Here is a 21,474-nt window from a genome sequence, read left to right as displayed (position 1 = left end):
GTGTCCGTTCTCCTCGAGCAGCCCGCAAGCCTGGTCGCCTACCGCCCGAACAAGCCGACGGCCATGGTCGTCGTGGCCGACCCGCGCGTCCGTTCCACCGTCACCCGCCATCTGTGGGCCCTCGGAGTTCGTGACGTCATCGAGGCGTCGTCCATCGCGGAGGCCCGCCCCCGCGTCGGCAACCCGCGCGACATCTGCGTAGCCGACGTCCACCTGCCCGACGGTTCCGGGCTGACCCTGCTGTCCGAGACCCGAGCCGCCGGCTGGCCGAACGGCCTCGCCCTCTCCGCCGCCGACGACATCGGCGCGGTGCGCAACGCCCTCGCGGGCGGAGTGAAGGGCTATGTCGTCACCGGCACGCGTACCAACATCGGCCATCCCACCCGTCCCGGCGTCGCCCCGATCGGCGCCAACGCAGCCCGTATGCACCGCAGGCCTCCCGGTTCCCCGAGCCACCCGGGCGGCTACCGCGAACTCTCCGGCCGTGAGGTGGAGGTGCTCCGCCTGGTCGCCGAGGGCCAGTCCAACAAGGCCATCGGCGTCTCGATGGGCCTCTCCGCCCTCACCGTCAAGAGCCATCTCGCCCGCATCGCCCGCAAGCTCGGCACCGGGGACCGCGCCGGGATGGTCGCCGTTGCCCTGCGTACGGGCATCATCCACTGACCCGCCCCCGCCTGCACCTGCCCGGATGCGTAACCGGCCGGTTTACGCGCATGGTCGCCCGTCGACGGAACGTTCCGTCGACGGGCGACGCGCATACACAGATACCCTTGGCATGTGACCGACGCCCAAGAGACCGCAGAAGACACATCACTGCGAACCACCGGGGGCGCCCCCCCGGACGACGTCGCCCCGGCGCCGATCCCCTTGCTCGAACCGCGCGAGGGCATCCCCCCGGTGGCGGCGTCCGACGATGCGTTGGCCCGGGTGATCGCGGACTTCGCCGCAGGCACCGGCCCCGTCGCCGTCGACGCCGAGCGCGCCTCGGGCTATCGCTACGGACAGCGCGCGTACCTCGTACAGCTGCGCCGCGAGGGTGCGGGGAGCGCGCTGATCGATCCGGTCGGCTGTCCCGACCTGTCCGGGCTCGGCGAGGCTCTCGGCCCAGCCGAGTGGATCCTGCACGCCGCCACCCAGGACCTGCCCTGTCTGCGCGACATAGGCATGACCCCGACCTCGCTCTTCGACACGGAGCTCGCCGGACGGCTGGCGGGATTCCCGCGCGTCGGTTTGGGCGCCATGGTCGAGAGCGTCCTCGGCTACGCCCTGGAGAAGGGCCACTCCGCGGTCGACTGGTCCACCCGCCCCCTGCCCGACCCGTGGCTGCGCTACGCCGCGCTCGATGTCGAGCTGCTGGTGGACCTGCGCAACGCCCTGGAGGAGGAGCTGGAGCGGCAGGGCAAGCTGGGGTGGGCACTGGAGGAGTTCGCCGCGATCGCCTCGGCGCCGCCCGCTCCTCCGCGCAAGGACCCGTGGCGCCGGACCTCCGGCATGCACAAGGTGCGCCGCCGCCGTCAGATCGCGGTGGTACGGGAGCTGTGGACCGTCCGTGACCAGGTGGCACAGCGCCGCGACATCTCTCCCGGCAAGGTGCTCGGCGACGCCGCGATCATCGAGGCGGCCCTGGCGCTGCCGGCGAACGTACACGCGCTCACCGCACTGCCCGGCTTCGGGCACCGCATGGGGCGCCGGCAGCTGGAGCAGTGGCAGGCGGCGGTCGACCGGGCCAAGGAACTGCCCGAGTCGGAGCTGCCACAGCCCGGCCAGCAGCCGGCGGGCCCACCGCCGCCCCGCTCCTGGGCGGACAAGGACCCGGCCGCCGCGGCCCGGCTGTCGGCGGCCCGCGCCGCCGTGTCGGAGCTCGCCGAACGCCTGCACATGCCGCAGGAGAACCTGATCACCCCGGACACCGTGCGCCGGGTCTGCTGGGAGCCGCCCAAGGCCCTGACCCCGGGCGCGGTGGAGACCGCGCTGGCCGGTCACGGGGCGCGCCGCTGGCAGATCGAACAGGTCGGCCCCCTGCTGTTGCGGGCCCTGGACACGAGCATTTGAGACGTCCCCGCACCTGCGTACGCCCCTCTGTCGGACCAGGCAGGGGGGCGTACGCGTGTCGGGACCGCACCACGGAGCGGCCCGTCGAGGAGGATCGAATTCAGGCCAGTTACCCGGCGGCCCCGGGCAACGGGCGACACTCCTCACGCATGTGACGTTCGACGCTCCGGTGACGGGGGGTGGGCAGTCCTGTTACCCGCAAGTAGCATGAGGGTCGTGGCGCGCCGATGCGTGCGCCCGCAGCAGTGCCATCCCGCACCCTGGAGGAGAGCCACCGTGCCTCGTACCATCCGGGACGTCGTCTTCGTCGACGGCGTCCGCACCCCGTTCGGCAAAGCGGGCCCGAAGGGCATCTACCACGAGACCCGCGCCGACGATCTCGTCGTGAAGGCCATCCGGGAGCTGCTGCGCCGCAACCCGGACCTGGACCCCGCGAAGATCGACGAGGTCGCCATCGCCGCGACCACCCAGATCGGCGACCAGGGCCTCACCCTCGGCCGTACCGCCGGAATCCTGGCCGGTCTGCCGCAGTCGGTTCCCGGTTACTCCATCGACCGCATGTGCGCCGGCGCCCTGACCGCCGTCACCTCGACGGCCGGTTCCATCGCCTTCGGCGCGTACGACGTCGTCATCGCCGGTGGTGTCGAGCACATGGGCCGCCACCCGATGGGTGAGAGCGTGGACCCGAATCCGCGTCTCGTGTCGGAGAAGCTGGTCGACGAGTCCGCCCTCTTCATGGGCATGACCGCGGAGAACCTGCACGACAGGTACCCCTCGATCACCAAGCAGCGTGCCGACGAGTACGCGGTCCGCTCGCAGGAGAAGGCCGCCAAGGCGTACGCCGACGGCAAGATCCAGCAGGACCTGGTGCCGGTTGCGGTGCGCCGCACCAACGCCGAGGCATTGGGGTCTCCCCTGCTCGAGCGAAGCCGAGAGCTTGGGGAAGAGACGGGCTGGGGCCTGGTCACCGCCGACGAGCCGATGCGCCCGGGCACCACGCTGGAGTCCCTGGCAGGCCTGAAGACCCCGTTCCGCGCCCACGGGCGCGTGACGGCCGGCAACGCCGCGGGCCTCAACGACGGCGCCACCGCCTCGCTGCTCGCGTCCGAGGAGACCGCCCGCGAGCTGGGCCTCCCGGTCAAGATGCGCCTCGTGTCGTACGCCTTCGCGGGTGTCGAGCCCGAGGTCATGGGCTACGGCCCGATCCCGGCGACGGAGAAGGCCCTGGCCAAGGCAGGCCTCTCCATCGGCGACATCGGTCTCTTCGAGATCAACGAGGCGTTCGCGGTGCAGGTACTCGCCTTCCTGGAGCACTACGGCATCGCCGACGACGACGCGCGCGTCAACCAGTACGGCGGCGCGATCGCCTACGGTCACCCGCTGGCCTCCTCCGGCGTCCGCCTGATGACTCAGCTGGCCCGCCAGTTCGAGGAGCAGCCGGAGGTCCGCTACGGCCTGACGACGATGTGCGTCGGCTTCGGCATGGGCGCCACGGTCGTCTGGGAGAACCCGAACTTCGACAACGCAGCCGGAGGCAGCAAGTGAGCCCCACCACCGAGCTTCTGAAGGGCGCGGCCGAGCTGTTCCCCGGCGAGGTCGTCACGCAGGCGCACGTACGCCATCTCGACCTGCCCGGCGGTGCGGGCCGTTTCGCCCTCATCACGCTGGACAACGGCCTCGACCACACCAAGCCGACCACCATCGGCCCGCAGTCGCTGGCGAACCTGAACGCCGCCGTCGACCAGGTCGAGAAGGAGGCGTCCGAGGGCACGATCGTCGGCGTCGGTGTGACCGGCAAGCCGTTCATCTTCGCGGTCGGCGCCGACCTCAAGGGCGTCGAGCTCCTCAAGAACCACCAGGACGCGCTGGCCATCGGCAAGGGCGGCCACGACGTCTTCCGCCGCCTGTCCGGCCTCGCGGTCCCGACCTTCGCGTACTACAACGGCGCGGCCATGGGCGGCGGTGTGGAGATCGGTCTGCACTGCTCGTACCGCACCGTCTCCACCGCGATCCCCGCCTTCTCGCTGCCCGAGGTCTTCCTCGGCCTGGTCCCCGGCTGGGGCGGCTGCGCACTGCTCCCCAACCTGATCGGCGCCGACCGCGCCGTCTCGGTGATCATCGAGAACTCGCTGAACCAGAACCGGCAGCTCAAGGGTAAGCAGGTCTTCGAGCTCGGGATCGCCGACGCGATCTTCGAGGGCGCGGACTTCCTGGAGCAGTCGCTCATCTGGACCGCGTCCGTCCTCAAGGGCGAGATCGCGGTGGAGCGTCCCGAGGTCGACCGCGGTGACGCCTGGGACCAGGCCGTCGCCCGCGGCAAGGCGATCGCCGACTCCAAGGTGCACGGGGCGGCCCCGGCCGCGTACCGCGCGCTGGAGATCATCGCCGCTGCCAAGAGCGGCGACCTGGGCGCCGGCTTCGACGCCGAGGACCAGGCCCTCGCGGACCTGATCATGGGCGGCGAGCTGCGCTCCGGGATCTACTCCTTCAACCTGGTCCAGAAGCGCGCCAAGCGCCCGGCCGGTGCCCCGGACAAGGCCCTGGCCCGTCCGGTCACCAAGGTCGGCGTGGTGGGCGCGGGCCTGATGGCCAGCCAGCTCGCCCTGCTCTTCCTGCGCCGCCTGGAGGTCCCGGTCGTCCTCACGGACATCGACCAGGAGCGGGTCGACAAGGGTGTGGGCTACGTCCAGGCCGAGATCGACAAGCTGCTCGGCAAGGGCCGCATCAACCAGGACAAGGCCAACCGCCTCAAGGCCCTGGTCTCCGGTGTGCTCGACAAGGCCGAGGGCTTCTCCGACGCCGACTTCATCATCGAGGCCGTCTTCGAGGAGATCGGCGTCAAGCAGCAGGTGTTCGCGGAGGTCGAGGCGGTCGCCCCGGCGCACGCGATCCTCGCCACGAACACCTCGTCCCTCTCGGTCACCGAGATGGCGTCGAAGCTCAAGAACCCCGAGCGGGTCGTCGGCTTCCACTTCTTCAACCCGGTCGCGATCCTCCCGCTCCTGGAGATCGTCCGCGGTGAGCAGACCGACGACGCCTCGCTGGCCACGGCCTTCGGTGTCGCCCGCAAGCTGAAGAAGACCGCGGTGCTGGTGAAGGACGCCCCGGCGTTCGTCGTCAACCGCATCCTCACCCGCTTCATGGGCGAGATCCAGAACATCATCGACGAGGGCACCCCGGTCGAGACGGCGGAGAAGGCCATCGAGCCCCTCGGCCTGCCGATGTCCCCGCTGGTGCTGCTGGAGCTGGTCGGCCCGGCCATCGGCCTGCATGTCTCCGAGACCCTGAACCGCGCTTTCCCGGAGCGCTTCACCGTCTCCGAGAACCTCGCCGCGGTCGTCAAGGCCGGAAAGCGCGGCTTCTACGTCTACGATTCCGGCAAGCCGGAGCTGGACCCCGAGGTCGCCGCACTGCTCAAGCAGGGCGACACCGTCCTGACGGAGGACCAGGTCCGTGACCGCGTCCTGGACGCGGTGGCGCAGGAGATCGGCCTGATGCTGGACGAGGGCGTCGTCGCCGAGCCCCAGGACATCGACCTCTGCCTGATCACCGGCGCGGGATGGCCCTTCCACCTGGGCGGCATCACGCCGTACCTGGACCGTGAGGGCGTCTCGGAGCGGGTCAACGGGAAGCGGTTCCTGGAGCCGGGCGTGGCGAGCGTCCCGGCGTGACACCACCACCGTGAACGCGGTGAGGGCCGTACGGGATCACTCCCGTACGGCCCTCACCGCTCCGGCCTCCGTGCTACCGGATGCCCTCTTCCTGCACGAACTCGCCCAGCCAGGCACGGAATTCCGGGCCGAGGTCCTCCCGCTCGCAGGCCAGCCGGACGACGGCACGCAGGTAGTCGCCACGATCCCCGGTGTCGTAGCGGCGACCGCCGAAGACCACCGCGTGCACGGGACCACCGAAAGTCGGATCGAGGGCCAACTGCCGCAGGGCGTCGGTCAGCTGGATCTCGCCACCACGGCCCGGCGCGGTCCTGCGCAGGATCTCGAAGATCTGCGGGGCGAGGACGTAGCGCCCGATCACGGCGAGATTGCTGGGCGCGGTGCCGGGTTCGGGCTTCTCCACGAGGTCGGTGACGACCAGGACGTCACCTGCCTCGTCGTCCGAGGGAGCGACAGCCGCGCATCCGTACAGGTGCGTGCGGTCGTCCTCGACCTCCATGAGCGCCACGACGCTGCCGCCGCGCTGCTCCTGGACCTCCAGCATCCGGGCGAGCAGCGACTCGCGCTCGTCGATCAGGTCGTCGCCGAGCAACACCGCGAACGGAGCGTCACCGACATGCGGTTCCGCGCAGAGGACCGCATGGCCCAGGCCGAGCGGGTTGCCCTGGCGCACGTAGTGGACATCGGCGAGTTCGCTCGACTCACGGACCTGGCGCAGTTTGCCGACGTCACCCTTCAGCTCCAGCAGGTGCTCCAGTTCGTAGGCACGGTCGAAGTGGTCCTCCAAGGCCCGCTTGTTACGACCGGTGACCATGAGCACGTCATCAAGTCCGCTGCGTACGGCCTCCGCCACCACGTACTCGATGGCGGGGCGATCCACGACCGGCAGCATCTCCTTGGGAGTCGCCTTGGTCGCGGGGAGGAATCGGGTGCCGAGACCTGCGGCCGGGATGACGGCCTTGCGGGTGCGGCGGTGGTGCGTAGGCATGAACGTGTACTCCACAGCGGACGGCGGATATGACGAGGTGAGGGGAGGATGCTCCGAGCCGACCCCGTGGCCGGGGGCCCGGGGCCGGAAGGAGGGGTGTCAGGCCTTGTCGGGGCTGACGGTGAAGGACAGCTCGTTGCCGGGCGTGAAGAAGACCCTCCCGCACGCCGGACCCTGCGTCGGGTGGTGCCAGCGCTGCGTGGGATAGACGTCGATCCGCTTGCGTTCCAGGATGTCGTCGAAGAAGCGCGCCAGCCGGATCCGCGGTTGGCCGGGTTCACGCTCCACGTAAAGGTCCCAGTCGTCGTGACCGCCCGACGAGGCGGCGACCACCCCGGCGAACGGCAGATGCGCCTCGAAGGCGCCGTCGTGTCCCACGGACACCTGGCCCGACACGGTGGCCCCGGCACTCCCCCTGCGGGGCACGGCCCTCAGCTGCAGCCCGAAGAGGCTGGTGCCCGGAGGAGCGACCAGGCTGCCGCGCACGAGCCAGCCCTCCGGCCCCACCAGCACGGTATGCACCTCGGCATGTTCCACGCGATGACGCACGAAGACCGACAGATGGCCGTCCGCGGTGCGGTAGGGCACGGGCCAGTACGCGGGGCCTTCCGGCGGGATCCGGCGGATCAGCAGTCCACCGGTGTGGACACCCTCCACGGCGAGCGGCTGGCGGCGGCCGTCGGGAAGCTCCAGTCCGATGTCGTAACGGCCCTCGGCGAGAACCGGCGGTTCGGCGGGGACCGTGTACACCGTCCGCACAGTGCCCGTCGCCTCGTCCACCGACGTCCCGAGAGCAGCCAGCCTGGCCAGCGGCGTCTCGGCCTTGCGCAGGGTGATGCACAGCGCGGGTGGCTCCGCGCCCGGGGGCAGCACGGCGCGGACCTCGATGGAGCCGTCACCGCGCACCAGTACCTCCGCCGGGACGACCGCCGGGACCGCGGCGGTGCGCTCCTTGGGTACGGAGGCCGCCACCTCCCGCAGGAACGTGTCGTAGCGGAAGGCGATGCGCTCGGCGCCGTAGAGAGGCGCCGAGGCGTAGGCGCCCTGGGACAGGTTCTCCCGCTCGGCCGGCTGTTCGATGAGGTAGCGCATCGCCTGGGCCATGGCCTCCTCGTCACCGACCGGGACCAGGATGCCGTTGCGGCCCGGGACCACGATCTCGCCCGGGCCGAAGGGCGCATCGGCCGCCAGAACCGGCAGCCCGTGGTGCATGGCCTCCACCAGGGTCAAGCCGAAGGACTCGCGGCGGGCCGCGCTCACCGCGAACGCGGCCTTGTCCCACTCCGCCGCGAGGTCGGGCTGCGCTCCCATGAGACGAATGGCGTCACTGAGCCCGTGCGCGTGCACGAGGTCCTGCAGCCGTGCGTGCTCGGGCCCGCGGCCGAAGATGCGCAGCCGCCACTGGGGGTGCTCGGGGGCCACCATGGCGAACGCGTTGATCAGCGTGTCGAAGCCCTTGCGCGGCACGAGCTGGCCCGCGGCCACGATCAGCGGCAGACCGCGCACAGGGGCGTGCCGGGCCGGCGGCGGCACGATGTTGCCGATGGCGGCGAGCGGGGGCGCCTGGTCGCCGAGCTGGCGCTGGTAGTTGTTCGCGTCGGCCTGGGTGAGGCAGACGACGCCGTCCATCTCGCGGTACAGCTCCAGTGTGCGTTCACGCAGCTCCTGGGAGGGCACCATCGAGCCTTCGTGGTCGATGACGACGCGCCCGTATCCGTGCCGTCCATGGGCTATGAGATACGCGGCGAGCGCCGGCCGGGCAGCGATCACGACATCGGCGTCGCACGTCCCGAGGTGACCGAGGATCAGGTCATCGACGGCCGGGGTGTAGTGGTCGGCCCAGCCGTCCTCTCGCGGCATGATCCGGGACGGTTTGCCGCCCTTGGTCTGCGCCGCCCCCTCGCGCCGGTCGGCCAGGTAGCGCAGGGTCACACCGCTGGACGGCGGGAAGGACGGCCGGTCCGCCGTACGGAAGACCGAGACGATCTCCACCTCGTGGTGGACCGCCAGCGCGGAGGCCAGACTGCTGGTCGCCCGCGGCACCCCGCCGAAATTGTCGAAGCTGTGGAGCAGGAAGGAGATCCGCACAAGTGTCCTTCGGGGAAGTGGAGGTCCGTGAGGGCCGCTGTCAGTGATGCTCGGTCATCACGAGCGAGAGTTCGTTGTCGGCGGTGAAGTAGGGGCGCAGTCCGACGACGGCACGGCCGACGTCGGGGCCGAACAGGCCCGTCGGCTCCTCCCGCACCAGCTCCGGGAAGCGCTGCACATCACGCCGCACCACCTGGTCGTCGGCGATGCGTGCCACTCTGACCGGCTCGCTGCCGCTGCCGTCGGTGAGCAGCACGTCCCAGTTCTCTCGCATGAGCAGCCGGGCCCTCATGGCCTCGTCCATGTCCAGCTCCGCGCCGAACCAGCCGCTTTCGTAGCGCACCCGACCGGCTGCCAGCGTGCGCGCGGGCTCCTGCCGCCGACGCAGCAGCAACGACAGCTCGCCACCGAACTGCCACTCCCCCTGCAGCCAGCCCGTCAGCCACAGGCTCGTGTCGCTGTAGTCGACGGTCACCAGTTCGGCGTGGTTCGTCCGGGACCATACGCGCAGGCGCAGATAGCCGCCCTCGGTCGCGTACGGCAGCACCCAGTGGAAGTGATCCAGGTCGCTCAGGTGTCCGACGTCGCGTGCCCCGCCGAGCGTGCACCGGCCGTAGCGCAGGCGGCTCTCCTTGCCCTTGCCGTCCACCACGTGGAGATCCGCGCGGCCCTCGCCCAGCACGGCCAGCGCGCGAGCGTCGATGCGGGCCGACGTCCCCCCGCTCTCGACGGCGAAGTCGACCACTTCCTTGCGGCCCTTGCCCTGCTCCTTGACGCGCACGGTGCGGGCGCCGGAGACGCCGCGCAAAGTGACCTCCCACGCACCGTTCGGCAGCACCCGGCAGTCGGCGGTGGGACGGGGGCGGTCCTCGGCAGGGGCGCCGCCGCCCGCGCGCCGCCGCTGGCCCCATCGGCCGCGCACCCCGGCCTTGACCGCCCTGAGCAGTTCCTCGTACGCGTCGCCGACCTGCTCCATGCCTGCGGACCGTGCGGTCCGCAGGGCCTGGGTCCGGTGCGCGGAGCGCAGCCGCTCGTCCGCCATGTAGCGCTCCAGGGCGCGGGCTGTGGCATGGACGTCACCGACCGGCACCAGCAGCCCGCCGTGGCCCTCGGCGAGGACCTCGGGAGCTCCGCACGGCACTTCCGTGGCGACCACGGGTGTGGCCTGAGCCAGCGCCTCCACCACCGGCCGAGCGCTGTCCATGCGCTCCGCGGTCACCAGGGCGATGTCGGCGTCGTAGAAGTCCTCTTCGCCGGCTTCTCGGTCGAACAGCAGCACATGGTCGTGGAGTCCCAGCGCGGTGACCAGTTCGCGGGTCTCACGGCGCAGCGGCCCGGTGCCGAACACCCTCAGTTCCCAGCCCGGTTGAGCCGTACGGGTCCGGGCGAAGGCGTGCAGCGCCACGTCGACGCGCCGGTGCGAGACCAGCCGCCCGGCGCTGATCACCACACCCGTCGTGGCTTTGTCCGGGCTCTCGGTCAGCAGCACCGGCTCTGCGATGTGGCGCACCTCGACGCCGGCGGCACCCAGCGCTCGGTACTCGGGTGCGGCGGCGTCGCCCTGGGTGAGCGGGACGACCGCGTCCAGTTCGCGGTAGAGCTCCGCCCATCGGGCGCGCACCGACTCGGGCAGCCGCTCGACGGGTGCCGGCTGGCGGGCGATACGCCGCGCGTGGGGTACGCGGCACTGAGCCAGCACCGCGCCGAGGGCGGAGCTGAGGGCGACCACCGCGTCGGCGCCGCTCGCGGACAGGTGCTTCTGGAGTCTTCCGTCGTCGGCGCGGTTGTAGCGCCGGAACTCGGGGTCGCCGGCGATGACGAGCTGTGAGGTGTTCTCGTCGTCCCGGTCGCCTGCCGCGACGGAGGGAGCCAGGGCCACGACGGCGACGTTTCCGGGGAGCCGCACCGCCGGGTGCGGTGCGGCGGCGCCTCGCACGGTGACGACGGTGACCCGGTGCCTGGCGACGAGGGACTGGGCGAGCCGGGCGGCCGCCCGCGCGCCGATGGAATCGGTGGCCAGGGTATGGACCAGGATCTCGATGTTCATGGCTCAGGTCGCCGTCTTCTCGTACGGGCTCGGCACCGGGTAGAAGGCCTCGAGGAATCGGTGGAGCAGTTGGCTCTGGTGCTCGATCTCGGCGGGGTCGCTCGCGGAGTCGTTGAGGCAGAAGGTGTCCCGGTCCCGGCGCAGCAGCAGCAGTTCCAGCTTGTGCTCCAGCTCGGGGTCGTCCAGCGCGAAGTAGCCGTACCGGAGGTCCCCGGGCAGGCTGCACCCGGAGTAGTAGCTGTAGTAGTGGTGCAGCGAGGAGGCTATGGACAGGTCGGAGATACTCCGCACGGGGCTGGCGGAGGTGCCCCGGTGCTCCTCGGGGAAGTCCCGTTCGATGGCGGCGAGGATGTCCCGGTTCAGGGCGTACGGCACATGCTTCATCTTCTGCACGAGCGTGCGGCCGAACCGCTCCTGGATGAGCCGGCGGTTGTTCTTCGCGGCGACCGAGGTGGGCACCTCGTCGGGCTCCGGGGGGCCGTAGGGGACCTGTGCCGGGGACGGGAAGAACTTGGCGATGCCGTTCGGGTGGAAGAACGCGGAGGGCGTGAGGGTCCGCCCGATGAACATGTCGTCGTTGAAGTAGACGAAATGGCGCGACAGTCCGGGTATGTGGTGCAGCCTGGACTCGATCGCATGGCTGTTGAAGGTGGGCAGGTGCGACGGGTCGTCGAAGATCTCCCGGTGGTCCACCACGCGGGCCCTGCCGTCGCCGGCGTCCCACCAGTGCGGGGTCTGCTGGTCGGTGACGATGTAGATGTTCCGCACCCACGGCATGAACATCCGCACCGAGCGAAGGCTGTACTTCAGCTCGTCGCGGGAAACGTAACGGGCCAGGCTTGCCGCCTCCGCGTGGAAGACCTCACCGCGGCTCTCGGCGCGGCGCCGTTGCCAGGCCGGGTCGTCGCCGTCCACCCAGGTGTACACGACGTCGATGGGGAAGGGGTGCTCGTCGGGGAAGGGGATGTCCAGTTCGGGGCGGGTGCGTGTCGGGCGCAGCGGCGGCACCTCGGACCCGTGCACCCGGCCCACGAGCCTGGTCATCTGCTCCCCGGGCACGACGAGCTGCCGGCGGCCGAGGGAGACGTGCTCGCTCGCGCGGTTACGGCGGGGGGCGACCAGACGGTCGACTCCTTGGCCGGGCACGCTCTCCTCGGGTTCCCAGAACTCGATGTCACAGCCGGTATCGGCACCGTGCGTCAGGTGCCCTTCCTCCGTGGTGCGGAACCAGAAGGCACGCACGACGGACAGGCCGTCCGCCCGTTCCCAGGTCTTGTCCGACGAGCCGTCCCACGCGCCGTCGCCGGGGGCCGTCCCGGCCTTGGGGCGGGCGAGGTAGCCCCTGCTGTCGGACAGGCGGGCGCGTAGCGCCGCCAGCGCCTGGGGTCGTCGACGCGCGTCGACTCCGACCGCGGAGGCGGTGTCGTCGAGGCCCGGCACCGCGAACCAGTCGATCCGCTCGGCCTCCAGGGCGCGACGGACTTCCAGGTTGTTCAGCTCACGCGCGGCGAGCGGCGTGAGACGGTCGTGCACCAGGGCGACACGCGTGTGCATGTCCACGACGACCTGCCGCTCCGCACGGCTCCTGCGCAGCTGCGCGGGCGTGGGCTCCGGGCGAGGGCCGGTACCCCAGGTCTCGCCAGCCGTTTCACGACTGGAGGTGTCAAACACGCGGTTCACTTTCGTTACGGGGGACGGATTCCGCGGCGGGGAGCGGGTCGCTCACCCTCCGATTTCGGCCTTCTGCGACCGGCTCACGTCGCGGTACTCGTCCGCGTCCACGCGCTCGAAGCGGCTGGGGACGGGGAAGTAGGCGTCGAGGAAGTTCCTGACCATGCGCTCCTGGGCCTCCGGATCGGGATGCTCGACGGTGTCGTTCAGGCAGAACGTGTCGAAGTTCCGATGCGCGAGGAGGCTGTCCAGACGGCGCCGGGCCTGGTCGGCGGCCAGGTCGATGTACTGGTAGCGGATGTTCCCGGCGGTCGTACGGCCGGTGTGGAAGCCGTAGTAGTGATGCAGGGACGAGGCGATCGGGACGTCCTCGGGGGACCGGAAGCGGGAGTGCTGGGTGCGGTGGTGCTCCTCGCCGTAGACCAGCTCGATGTCGTCGAGGATGCTGCGGCGCAGCGGGTGCGGGGTGTGCTTCATCTTCTGGGCGATACGGGTGCCGAAGGACCGCTCGATCAGTGCCCGGCTGTTCTTGCCCGCCGCGTTCACCGGCAGGTCGTCCGTGTCCGAGGGGCCGCTCGGTATGAGTGCCTTGGACTGGAAGAACTTGGTAAGGCCGTTGGTGTGGAAGAAGCGTTCGGCGCCGAGGGGGCGGCCGAAGAACACGTCGTCGTTGAGGTAGAGGAAGTGCTCGGACAGGCCGTCGATGTGGTGCAGCTGGCTTTCGATGGCGTGGGAGTTGAATGTGGGCAGGGCGGAGGGGTCCGAGAAGATCTCGCGGTGGTCGACGACCTGGATGCCCGGCGCTTCGGTGTCGAGCCAGCTGGGCACCTGTCCGGCGGTGACCAGGTAGACGGTGCGGACCCAGGGTGCGTACTGGTGCAGGGAGCGCAGGGAGTAGCGCAGTTCGTCGCGGCTGGTGAAGCGCGCGTCGTTGGCCGCCTGGGCGTGCAGGGCCTGAGGCGGGGCGCCCATCCGTCCCGAGCGGACGGCGTCGCGTTCGGCGCTCCACCTGGGGTCGGAGTCGTCGACCCAGGTGTAGACGACGTCGATGGGGAAGAGGTGGTCCTCTGCCAGGGGTTGGGTGAATTCGGCTACGGTACGCGCGCTACCGGTGGAGTAGGCGCCGGGCACCAGGGCGAACAGGGCCTGCGGCACGGTGTGGCGTGTCGCGCCGACCGGCACCTCGTCGACCACCCGGTTGGGGCGGGGCGCCTCCAACCGACCCTGCCGTTCCGCCCAGAACTCCAGGTCACAACCCTGATCAGCGCCGAAGACGAGCTCCTGCGTCGGGTCGGTGACATACCAGGCGACGCGGAGGGCGTCGTGCCTGCGCAGCTGGCGCCAGGACTTGTCGTCGTCGCCGGGTCGCATGGCCGACTCCGACGCGGTGGCCGCGCCCACGTATCCCGGTGTCTGTCCGAAGGCGATCTGGAGCAGTTCCTCCGCCGACTCGCGCTGCCCGGCGGGCACCGCGACCGTCGGAACGTCCTTCGTGGCACCGCGGATACAGAAGTAGTCGATGCCCCCGGCCTCCAGGGCGGCGACGAGGATGTGCAGATTGCGCGCCCGGGCCGCCCACGCCGTGGCGCCCTCCACGAGCAGGGCGTGCACGTGACGGCCCTTGACGCGCACCACCCGGCGCATGGAGGCCGCGCTGTGCCGGGGGGAGCTGCGGCGGCCGCCCATCGCCCAGACGACCGTCGCCGAACGGATGGCGTCGACGGAGGTGAACGAGGACTTCACGGCCGAGCGCAACGGGGCCGGCACCTTGCGGACGATGCCCCTGCGCGCCCCCGCCGGCACGACGGACCGGTACGCCGAGACCAGCGATCCCGCCTCCGGATTTCCGGAACCGACCACGAGGCATCCACCACCCACGCCACTGCGGTCCAGCGTCTGCCGCGGCCAGGCACCACCTCGTGCCCGGACGACCGACGGTACGAGACCGAAACCTGTCATTTGCCATCACGACCGCCCCACTGGACAGTCACACCTGCTCACTCGCGAGCAAGTCACAGAACCTTCACATAAAGAATCGATCAGTGTCCAGCCAAAAAAGCGGACATATCCGGCGTTCACCCGTGAGGAATCCCACCGAGAACTCGTACAACCTTTTACGACTTCACGAGAACGGAACATGGAATCGAGGTGACGTGCCGGTGAAGTCGACGTTCCGGGAGATGCCGTCAGCCCGGTTCCGCAAGGTGCTTTCAGGCCAGTTCCGAAAGGTGCTGTCAGGTCACAGCCGGCGCCAGTGCGGCGAGAGCGTGAGCCCCGGACCCGCTTCCTGCCGGGCGACGGACACCGCCCCGTCCTGCCCGCGAACCGCCACGACGACGCGGCCCTGGCCGTCGAGGGCGAGCGTGGGATCACCGACGCACTTCTCGGTGGTGTCCGACCACCAGACCCCGCCCTGTTCCCCCTCGGTGGTGCAGACCCCGATCAGCAAGGTGTCGCCTGCCCCGCGCTGCGCGAGAACCGTGCAGTCGTAGCCGTCGAGCGGGGTGCGCAACGCCACGAGGGCGCCGTCCCCGGGGTACCCGCCCACCGGCACGGGCCAGGCGCCCGCCCGGTAGGAGACGACCCCTGCCGTGTTCGCGTCGGTCCAGTAATAGGTGAGGCGGTCGGGCGCCGTCTCCAGCGCCGCCACTGAACCCTCCAGAGCGTAGAACTGCAGGGGCGCCAGGGTGAGCCGCAGCGGGCCGTCCGGATCATCCTGACGCCACTGCTGCGCCCCGCGGTCACTGGGCGCGAAGACCTCGACGAGCCCGCTCGATGTCACCGACGGCACGAGGTCGGCGGCGAGCCCGGCCCCTTTGAGGTCCTGCCAGGCCCCCCACTTACCGCCCTTCTCCTCACGGCGCATCTGCAGTCCTCGACCCGCGTTGCGCGCGAAGACGAAGACCGTCCCCTTGGCATCGACGGCCCCGGCCGGCGCGCCGACCTGCCGGCCCGCCTCCCGGTCCCGGTGGAAATTGCCGAGGGAGCGCCATTCGGTGACGGGACGACCGGTCTGGTACTGGACGGCATGCACGAAGTCCACGCTCGGCCCGTCGGCGCCATGACGCTCGCGCCGCCCGAGGAGATGCACGTACGAGTCGGCGCCCTGAACGACGGTGATGTCCGTCAGGTCCGCGACCGGCACGAAGTCCGGGCCGTCCCACCGGTCCCCGCCAGGCCTCCGCTGCGTCCAGCGCAACAGGCCGCCGTCCGTGCGGGCGTAGAGGGTGAGCCTGCCGTCCTTGCCGAGCGGCATCCAGCGGCCACGCGGCGTTCCGCGGACCTCGTGGCGCGCGGGCGACGGCGCGAGGGCGGGGGCACTGCTCGCGGAGTCCGATCCTCTTCTCCGCACGACCAGTAACACCCTCTCCGCTTCACCGGTTCTTCATCCTGCCCACACGGGGCCGACAACATCATATGCTCAGCGTCGATTCGCCCGATCCAGGCCGTTGCCCCCAGCTCCGGCCTGCGACATCCACAGCCCCGTCACCCGCGATCAACTCGACCCGGCCCGCTCGGCGGTGCGGACTGTGCGGGTCGCACTTCGGGGACCGGAACACCCATGCGCACGATCCTCTGTTCTATAGTGCACGCTCAGTCATGCACACACGGACCGGCCACACCCCCCACCCGAGTCCCACGCGATCCACGGCCCACCCGGGCCACGAGATGTGAGGACTCGACAACCATGAGTCACGAAGCCATGTCCCAGGGCACGCACGGAGGCCGTTCGGCGTCTCACGGCGGTGGAGGCAAGCGCGGACGAGGCACTCGTAAGCGCCGCCGCGGCCTCAAGATCACTCTCGGGGTACTGGTCGTCGCCCTGCTCGCGGGCGGCGGCACCGCGTACTGGATGTACCAGGACCTCGACGGCAACATCAAGGGCGTCGACATCGACGAGGCGCTCGGTCAGGACCGCCCCGAGAAGCTCCCCACCGCCGGGCAGAACCTGCTCGTCCTCGGCTCCGACTCGCGCGCCGGGGCGGAGAACAAGGAGCTGGGCGGGGGCGGTGACGTCAGCGGGGGACGGTCCGACACCACGATGGTGGTGCACATACCCGAGGGCCGGTCCGAGGCCGTCGCCGTGTCCATTCCGCGCGACACCCTGGTGACCCGGCCGACGTGCACGACGGCCGACGGCTCGGAGCTGCCCGAGAAGAAGCGCGAGATGTTCAACGCCGTTTACTCCCTCGCGGGCCCGGCCTGCGTGGTGAAGACGGTGGAGAAGATGTCCGGGGTCCGCATCGACCACTACATGGAGATCAACTTCGCCGGCTTCAAGGACCTGGTCGACGCGATCGGCGGCGTCACTGTCGACGTCGAGGAGCCGATCCACGACAAGGCGTCCGGGCTCGACCTGACGGCAGGTGAGCACAAGCTGGACGGCACCGAGTCCCTCGCCTACGTGCGGACCCGGCACGGCGTGGGCGACGGCAGCGACCTGGGCCGGATCGGGCTCCAGCAGCAGTTCCTGATGGCACTCCTGAAGGAGATCAAGTCGCAGGACCTGCTGGGCAGTCCGGCGACCACGTACAAGATCGCGAACTCCGCCACCAAGTCGCTCACCACCGACGAGGGGCTCGCCTCGCTGACCTCTCTCAGTGAGTTCGCCCGCTCGATGAACGGCGTCGATCCCTCCACCATGGAGACGATCATGCTCCCGGTCGCCTACGACAAGCAGGATCCGAACCGTGTGGTGGCATCCGAACCGCAGGCGGGCGACCTCTGGAAGGCGATCCGGACGGACGGCACGATTCCCGAGTCCGCCAAGAGGTCTCCGGCCACCGGGGGCTGACCTGGCATCCTGCGGGGATGACCGGTGAACAGCAGACCCTGGTGATCGTCGACGCCGCGAACGTGGTCGGGTCCGTCCCGGACGGTTGGTGGCGGGACCGGCGCGGCGCCGCCGAGCGGCTGCGGGACTCGCTCGTCCCGTACGCCGCCGAGGGGCTGCCCGGGGACCCCGGCCCGGTCGAACTCGTCCTGGTCGTGGAGGGTGCGGCCCGGGGAGTCGTATCCGTACCGGAAGTACGCGTGGAGGCGGCGCCCGGCAGCGGGGACGACCTGATCGCCTCCCTCGCGGCCGCCGCCCAGGGTCTGCGGCCCTGCGTCGTGGTCACGGCCGACCGCGGACTGCGGCAGCGGGCCGAGGCCTGCGGCGCCCGCTGCACGGGGCCGCGCACGGTGCGGCCGCTGCCGCCGTCAGGACGTGGCTGAGCAGGTCAACGCGCTTTCCCCATACGGCTGTTACGGCGCCCGTACACGAAGTAGATGATCACTCCGAGCGCCATCCAGATCCCGAAGCGGAGCCAGGTCTCCGCCGGGAGGTTCAGCATCAGCCAGACCGAGGCGGCCACCGAGACGATCGGGAGCAGCGGCACCCACGGGGTGCGGAAGGCCCGGTGCAGGTCGGGGCGGGTGCGGCGCAGGACGATGACGCCGAGGGCCACCACCACGAACGCGAAGAGCGTGCCGATGTTCACCAGGGTGGCCAGCTCGTTGATGCTCGTGAAGCCGGCCACGATCGCGATGACCACACCGAGCAGGATCGTGGGCCGGTACGGGGTGCCGAAGCGAGGGTGGGTCTTCGAGAAGAACCTGGGGAGCAGTCCGTCGCGGCTCATCGCGAAGAACACCCGGGTCTGGCCGAGCAGCAGGATCATGCAGACCGTGGTGAGACCGACCGCCGCGCCGAAGCTGATGACACCCGCGTAGAAGGGGTGCCCGACGGCCTTGAACGCGTCGGCCAGCGGGGCGCTGACGGACAGTTCGGAATAATGCTGCATACCGGTGACGACGATCGACACGGCGACGTAGAGCAGGGTGCAGATGACGAGCGAGGCGAGGATGCCGCGCGGCATGTCTCGCTGCGGCAGCTTGGTCTCCTCAGCCGCGGTGGCCACGACGTCGAAGCCGATGAAGGCGAAGAAGACGATGGAGGCGGCGGTGAAGATGCCCATGACGCCGTAGTTCGTCGGTTCGTAGCCGAAGATCAGCTGGACCAGCGGCGCGTCCAGGCCGGATCCCGAGGGCTGCTTCTCGGCATCGGGGATGAAGGGTGAGTAGTTGGCCGACTTGATGAAGAACAGGCCGGCGACGATCACGATGCCCACGACCACCAGCTTGATGATGACGACCACCGTGGTCACCCGGGCGGAGAGCTTCATCCCGAGTACCAGGATCACGGTCAGGATCAGCACCAGGACGAACGCCAGGATGTCGAAGCCGAAGCCGCTCGCCACGTCCGGGCCGGAGAGCCCGTCGGGCATGCTCCAGCCGACGTTGTCCAGGAGCGAGCGGACGTAGCCGGACCAGCCGACCGCCACCACCGCGGTGCCCAGGGCGAATTCCAGCACCAGGTCCCAGCCGATGATCCATGCCACGAGCTCGCCCAGGGAGGCGTACGAGAAGGTGTACGCCGATCCTGCCACCGGGACGGTCGAGGCGAATTCGGCATAGCAGAGGGCCGCGAGCGCGCAGACGACGCCCGCGGCGACGAAGGCGAGGGCTGTGGCGGGGCCGGCCGTCTCCTTGGCGACCTTGCCCGTGAGGACGAAGATGCCGGTGCCGATGATGACACCCACGCCGAAGACCGTGAGGTCCACCGCGGAGAGCGACTTCTTGAGGGAGTGCTCCGGCTCTTCGGTATCGCGGATGGACTGTTCGACCGTCTTGGTCCTGAACAGTCCCTTCCCGCTGGGGGGCGTGTCCTGCTGCGTGCTCACCGGCGTACCTCCACGCACTCGTCGTGCACGCCATGATTCGGAAGCAGCCCTCTCGGCACGCCCCCTACGCCCCGGTTTCACGCGAATGGGCCGGTCGGACCACCCGAGTGGGGTGGGCGGCCGGCCCAGGTGCGCGCGGGTGGATCAGTCGCCTACGGTCTGCTCCGCGGCGTGGCTCTCGTAGCGTCCGTCGAGCTTGGCGACCAGGCCGGTGACCTGGCGGGCGATGTCCGGCGCGGTCAGCCCGATCTCGGCCATGACCTCCCCCCGCGAGGCGTGGTCGAGGAAGACCGGCGGGATACCGAAGTCGCGCAGCGGTACGTCGACGTCGGCGTCGCGCAGCGCCTGGGCGACGGCGGAGCCGACACCGCCGGCCCTGCTGTTGTCCTCGACGGTGACGACGACCCGGTGCTCCGCGGCGAGCGGGGCGAGCGCCTCGTCGACGGGCTTGACCCAGCGGGGGTCCACCACGGTCGTGGAGATGCCCTGGGCGTCCAGCAGCGCGGCGATCTCCAGGCACATCGGGGCGAGAGCACCGACGGAGACCAGGAGGACGTCCGGTGTGTCCGTACCCGCCGTACGCAGGATGTCCATGCCGCCCGCCGTGCCCACGGCCTTGACCGCGGGGCCGACGGCACCCTTGGAGAAGCGGACGACGGTGGGCGCGTCGTCCACGGCGACGGCCTCGCGCAGCTGGGCGCGGACCTGGTCGGCGTCGCGCGGGGCGGCGATGCGCAGGGTCGGCACGCACTGCAGGATCGACATGTCCCACATGCCGTTGTGCGAGGCGCCGTCCGTGCCCGTGACGCCGGCCCGGTCAAGGACGAAGGTCACTCCGCACTTGTGCAGGGCGACGTCCATCAGGACCTGGTCGAAGGCGCGGTTCAGGAAGGTGGCGTAGACCGCGAAGACGGGGTGCAGCCCACCGGTGGCCAGACCCGCCGCGGAGACCGCGCCGTGCTGCTCGGCGATCCCGACGTCGTAGATCCGGTCCGGGAAGGCCGCCTCGAACTTGCCGAGGCCGACGGGCTGGAGCATGGCCGCCGTGATGGCGACGATGTCCTCCCGCTCGTGGCCCAGCTTGACCATCTCCTCGCCGAAGACCGAGGTCCAGTCGAGGCCGGAGGTGGAGATGGGCAGTCCGGTGTCCGGGTGGATCTTGCCGACGGCGTGGAAGCGGTCCGCCTCGTCCTCGAGAGCGGGGGTGTAACCGCGGCCCTTTTCCGTCAGGCAGTGCACGATGACCGGGCCGCCGAAGCGCTTCGCCCGCTGGAGCGCGGACTCCAGGGCCTCGATGTCGTGGCCGTCGATCGGGCCGACGTACTTGAGGCCGAGGTCCTCGAACATGCCCTGCGGGGCGATGAAGTCCTTGAGGCCCTTCTTGGCGCCGTGCAGGGTCTCGTAGAGCGGCCTGCCCACGACGGGCGTGCGCTCCAGGATGTCCTTGCCGCGGGCCAGGAAACGCTCGTACCCGTCGGTGGTGCGCAGGGTGGCGAGGTGGTTCGCGAGTCCGCCGATGGTCGGGGCGTACGAGCGCTCGTTGTCGTTGACGACGATGACGAGGGGGCGGTCCTTGGCGGCGGCGATGTTGTTCAGCGCCTCCCAGGCCATACCGCCGGTGAGCGCGCCGTCGCCGATGACCGCGACGACGTGGTCGTCCTTCTTCAGGAGCTCGTTGGCCTTGGCGAGGCCGTCGGCCCAGCCGAGCACCGTCGAGGCGTGCGAGTTCTCGATGACGTCGTGCTCGGACTCGGCGCGGGAGGGGTATCCGGAGAGTCCGCCCTTGCTCTTGAGCTTCGAGAAGTCCTGCCGACCGGTGAGCAGCTTGTGCACATAACTCTGGTGGCCGGTGTCGAAGAGGACCTTGTCCTGCGGGGACTCGAAGACCCGGTGCAGGGCGATGGTCAGCTCCACCACGCCCAGGTTCGGGCCCAGGTGCCCGCCGGTCTTGGCCACCTCCTCGACGAGGAAGGTGCGGATCTCGCCGGCGAGCTGGTCGAGCTGCTCGAGGCCGAGCCGGTCCAGGTCGCGCGGTCCCCTGATGCGGGTCAGCAGGTCCACCCGTGCCTCCTTGCTTGTGAGCTGGTCGAGCGTGTCGATCCGATGAGTCTAATGTTCCATCGGCGGCCCCGGTCATCGGGCGGCGCATTCCGTTGCACCGCGCCAGGCCGTGCCGGACGCGCGGATGCCCGGCACCGCGAGGATGCCGGGCACATGTGCGCAGGTGCGACG

At 70.4% G+C, this 21,474-nt stretch carries 14 protein-coding genes; 6 read left to right on the top strand and 8 right to left on the bottom strand.

Annotation, left to right across the window (positions count from 1 at the left end):
- The 4 genes from ACFYSH_RS11790 to ACFYSH_RS11775 all read left to right on the top strand — a co-directional run bounded on the left by ACFYSH_RS11790 (position 1) and on the right by ACFYSH_RS11775 (position 5,723).
- Positions 1–663 (top strand): response regulator transcription factor, encoded by a 663-nt coding sequence (locus ACFYSH_RS11790; RefSeq protein ID WP_033300087.1) that lies wholly within the window; start codon positions 1–3, stop codon positions 661–663.
- Positions 664–777: 114 nt separating this feature from the next.
- Entirely contained in the window at positions 778–2,052 is a 1,275-nt protein-coding gene (locus ACFYSH_RS11785; RefSeq protein WP_388752053.1) for an HRDC domain-containing protein, read from the top strand.
- Between the two features lie 276 nt (positions 2,053–2,328).
- Complete coding sequence (locus ACFYSH_RS11780) at positions 2,329–3,597, top strand: acetyl-CoA C-acyltransferase (RefSeq protein ID WP_359473075.1); 1,269 nt, start codon at positions 2,329–2,331, stop codon at positions 3,595–3,597.
- Positions 3,594–5,723: a 3-hydroxyacyl-CoA dehydrogenase NAD-binding domain-containing protein gene (locus ACFYSH_RS11775; protein ID WP_388752051.1), complete on the top strand. Its 2,130-nt coding sequence runs from the start codon at positions 3,594–3,596 to the stop codon at positions 5,721–5,723. The genes ACFYSH_RS11780 and ACFYSH_RS11775 overlap by 4 nt, the downstream gene beginning before the upstream one ends.
- 73 nt (positions 5,724–5,796) lie before the next feature.
- Here the strand turns inward: ACFYSH_RS11775 and galU are convergent, their stop codons facing one another.
- The 6 genes from galU to ACFYSH_RS11745 form a co-directional block, all read right to left on the bottom strand.
- Positions 5,797–6,711, bottom strand: a complete 915-nt coding sequence (gene galU / locus ACFYSH_RS11770) for a UTP--glucose-1-phosphate uridylyltransferase GalU (protein WP_388752049.1) — start codon at positions 6,709–6,711, stop codon at positions 5,797–5,799.
- A gap of 99 nt (positions 6,712–6,810) precedes the next feature.
- Entirely contained in the window at positions 6,811–8,799 is a 1,989-nt protein-coding gene (locus ACFYSH_RS11765; RefSeq protein WP_388752047.1) for a glycosyltransferase, read from the bottom strand.
- A gap of 40 nt (positions 8,800–8,839) precedes the next feature.
- Positions 8,840–10,846, bottom strand: coding sequence for a glycosyltransferase (locus tag ACFYSH_RS11760; RefSeq protein ID WP_388752045.1), 2,007 nt, complete (start codon positions 10,844–10,846; stop codon positions 8,840–8,842).
- Between the two features lie 3 nt (positions 10,847–10,849).
- On the bottom strand, positions 10,850–12,400 hold the full coding sequence (locus ACFYSH_RS11755) for a stealth family protein (RefSeq protein WP_388752043.1): 1,551 nt from the start codon (positions 12,398–12,400) through the stop codon (positions 10,850–10,852).
- A gap of 168 nt (positions 12,401–12,568) precedes the next feature.
- Positions 12,569–14,377 (bottom strand): stealth family protein, encoded by a 1,809-nt coding sequence (locus tag ACFYSH_RS11750; RefSeq protein WP_388752042.1) that lies wholly within the window; start codon positions 14,375–14,377, stop codon positions 12,569–12,571.
- Between the two features lie 379 nt (positions 14,378–14,756).
- The gene (locus tag ACFYSH_RS11745; protein ID WP_388752040.1) at positions 14,757–15,869 is read right to left on the bottom strand and encodes a hypothetical protein; all 1,113 of its coding nucleotides are present in this window, start codon (positions 15,867–15,869) and stop codon (positions 14,757–14,759) included.
- 336 nt (positions 15,870–16,205) lie between these two features.
- On the opposite strand from ACFYSH_RS11745, the gene ACFYSH_RS11740 reads away from it, so the two are divergent.
- Both ACFYSH_RS11740 and ACFYSH_RS11735 read left to right on the top strand, forming a co-directional pair.
- Positions 16,206–17,312, top strand: coding sequence for an LCP family protein (locus tag ACFYSH_RS11740; RefSeq protein ID WP_359473051.1), 1,107 nt, complete (start codon positions 16,206–16,208; stop codon positions 17,310–17,312).
- A 17-nt stretch (positions 17,313–17,329) separates the two neighbouring features.
- Positions 17,330–17,734: an NTP pyrophosphohydrolase gene (locus ACFYSH_RS11735; RefSeq protein ID WP_359473048.1), complete on the top strand. Its 405-nt coding sequence runs from the start codon at positions 17,330–17,332 to the stop codon at positions 17,732–17,734.
- 5 nt (positions 17,735–17,739) lie between these two features.
- On the opposite strand, the gene ACFYSH_RS11730 is transcribed toward ACFYSH_RS11735, so the two are convergent.
- Positions 17,740–19,242 (bottom strand): amino acid permease, encoded by a 1,503-nt coding sequence (locus tag ACFYSH_RS11730; RefSeq protein WP_388752037.1) that lies wholly within the window; start codon positions 19,240–19,242, stop codon positions 17,740–17,742.
- A 144-nt stretch (positions 19,243–19,386) separates the two neighbouring features.
- Positions 19,387–21,303: a 1-deoxy-D-xylulose-5-phosphate synthase gene (dxs, locus tag ACFYSH_RS11725; protein WP_359473042.1), complete on the bottom strand. Its 1,917-nt coding sequence runs from the start codon at positions 21,301–21,303 to the stop codon at positions 19,387–19,389.
- Positions 21,304–21,474: the final 171 nt, after the last annotated feature.

This window comes from Streptomyces sp. NPDC005791 (genome assembly GCF_042871485.1).
Lineage (GTDB): Bacteria > Actinomycetota > Actinomycetes > Streptomycetales > Streptomycetaceae > Streptomyces.
The sequence above is the reverse complement of the archived record's forward strand: the minus strand, read 5'-3'. Positions and strand labels throughout refer to the sequence as shown.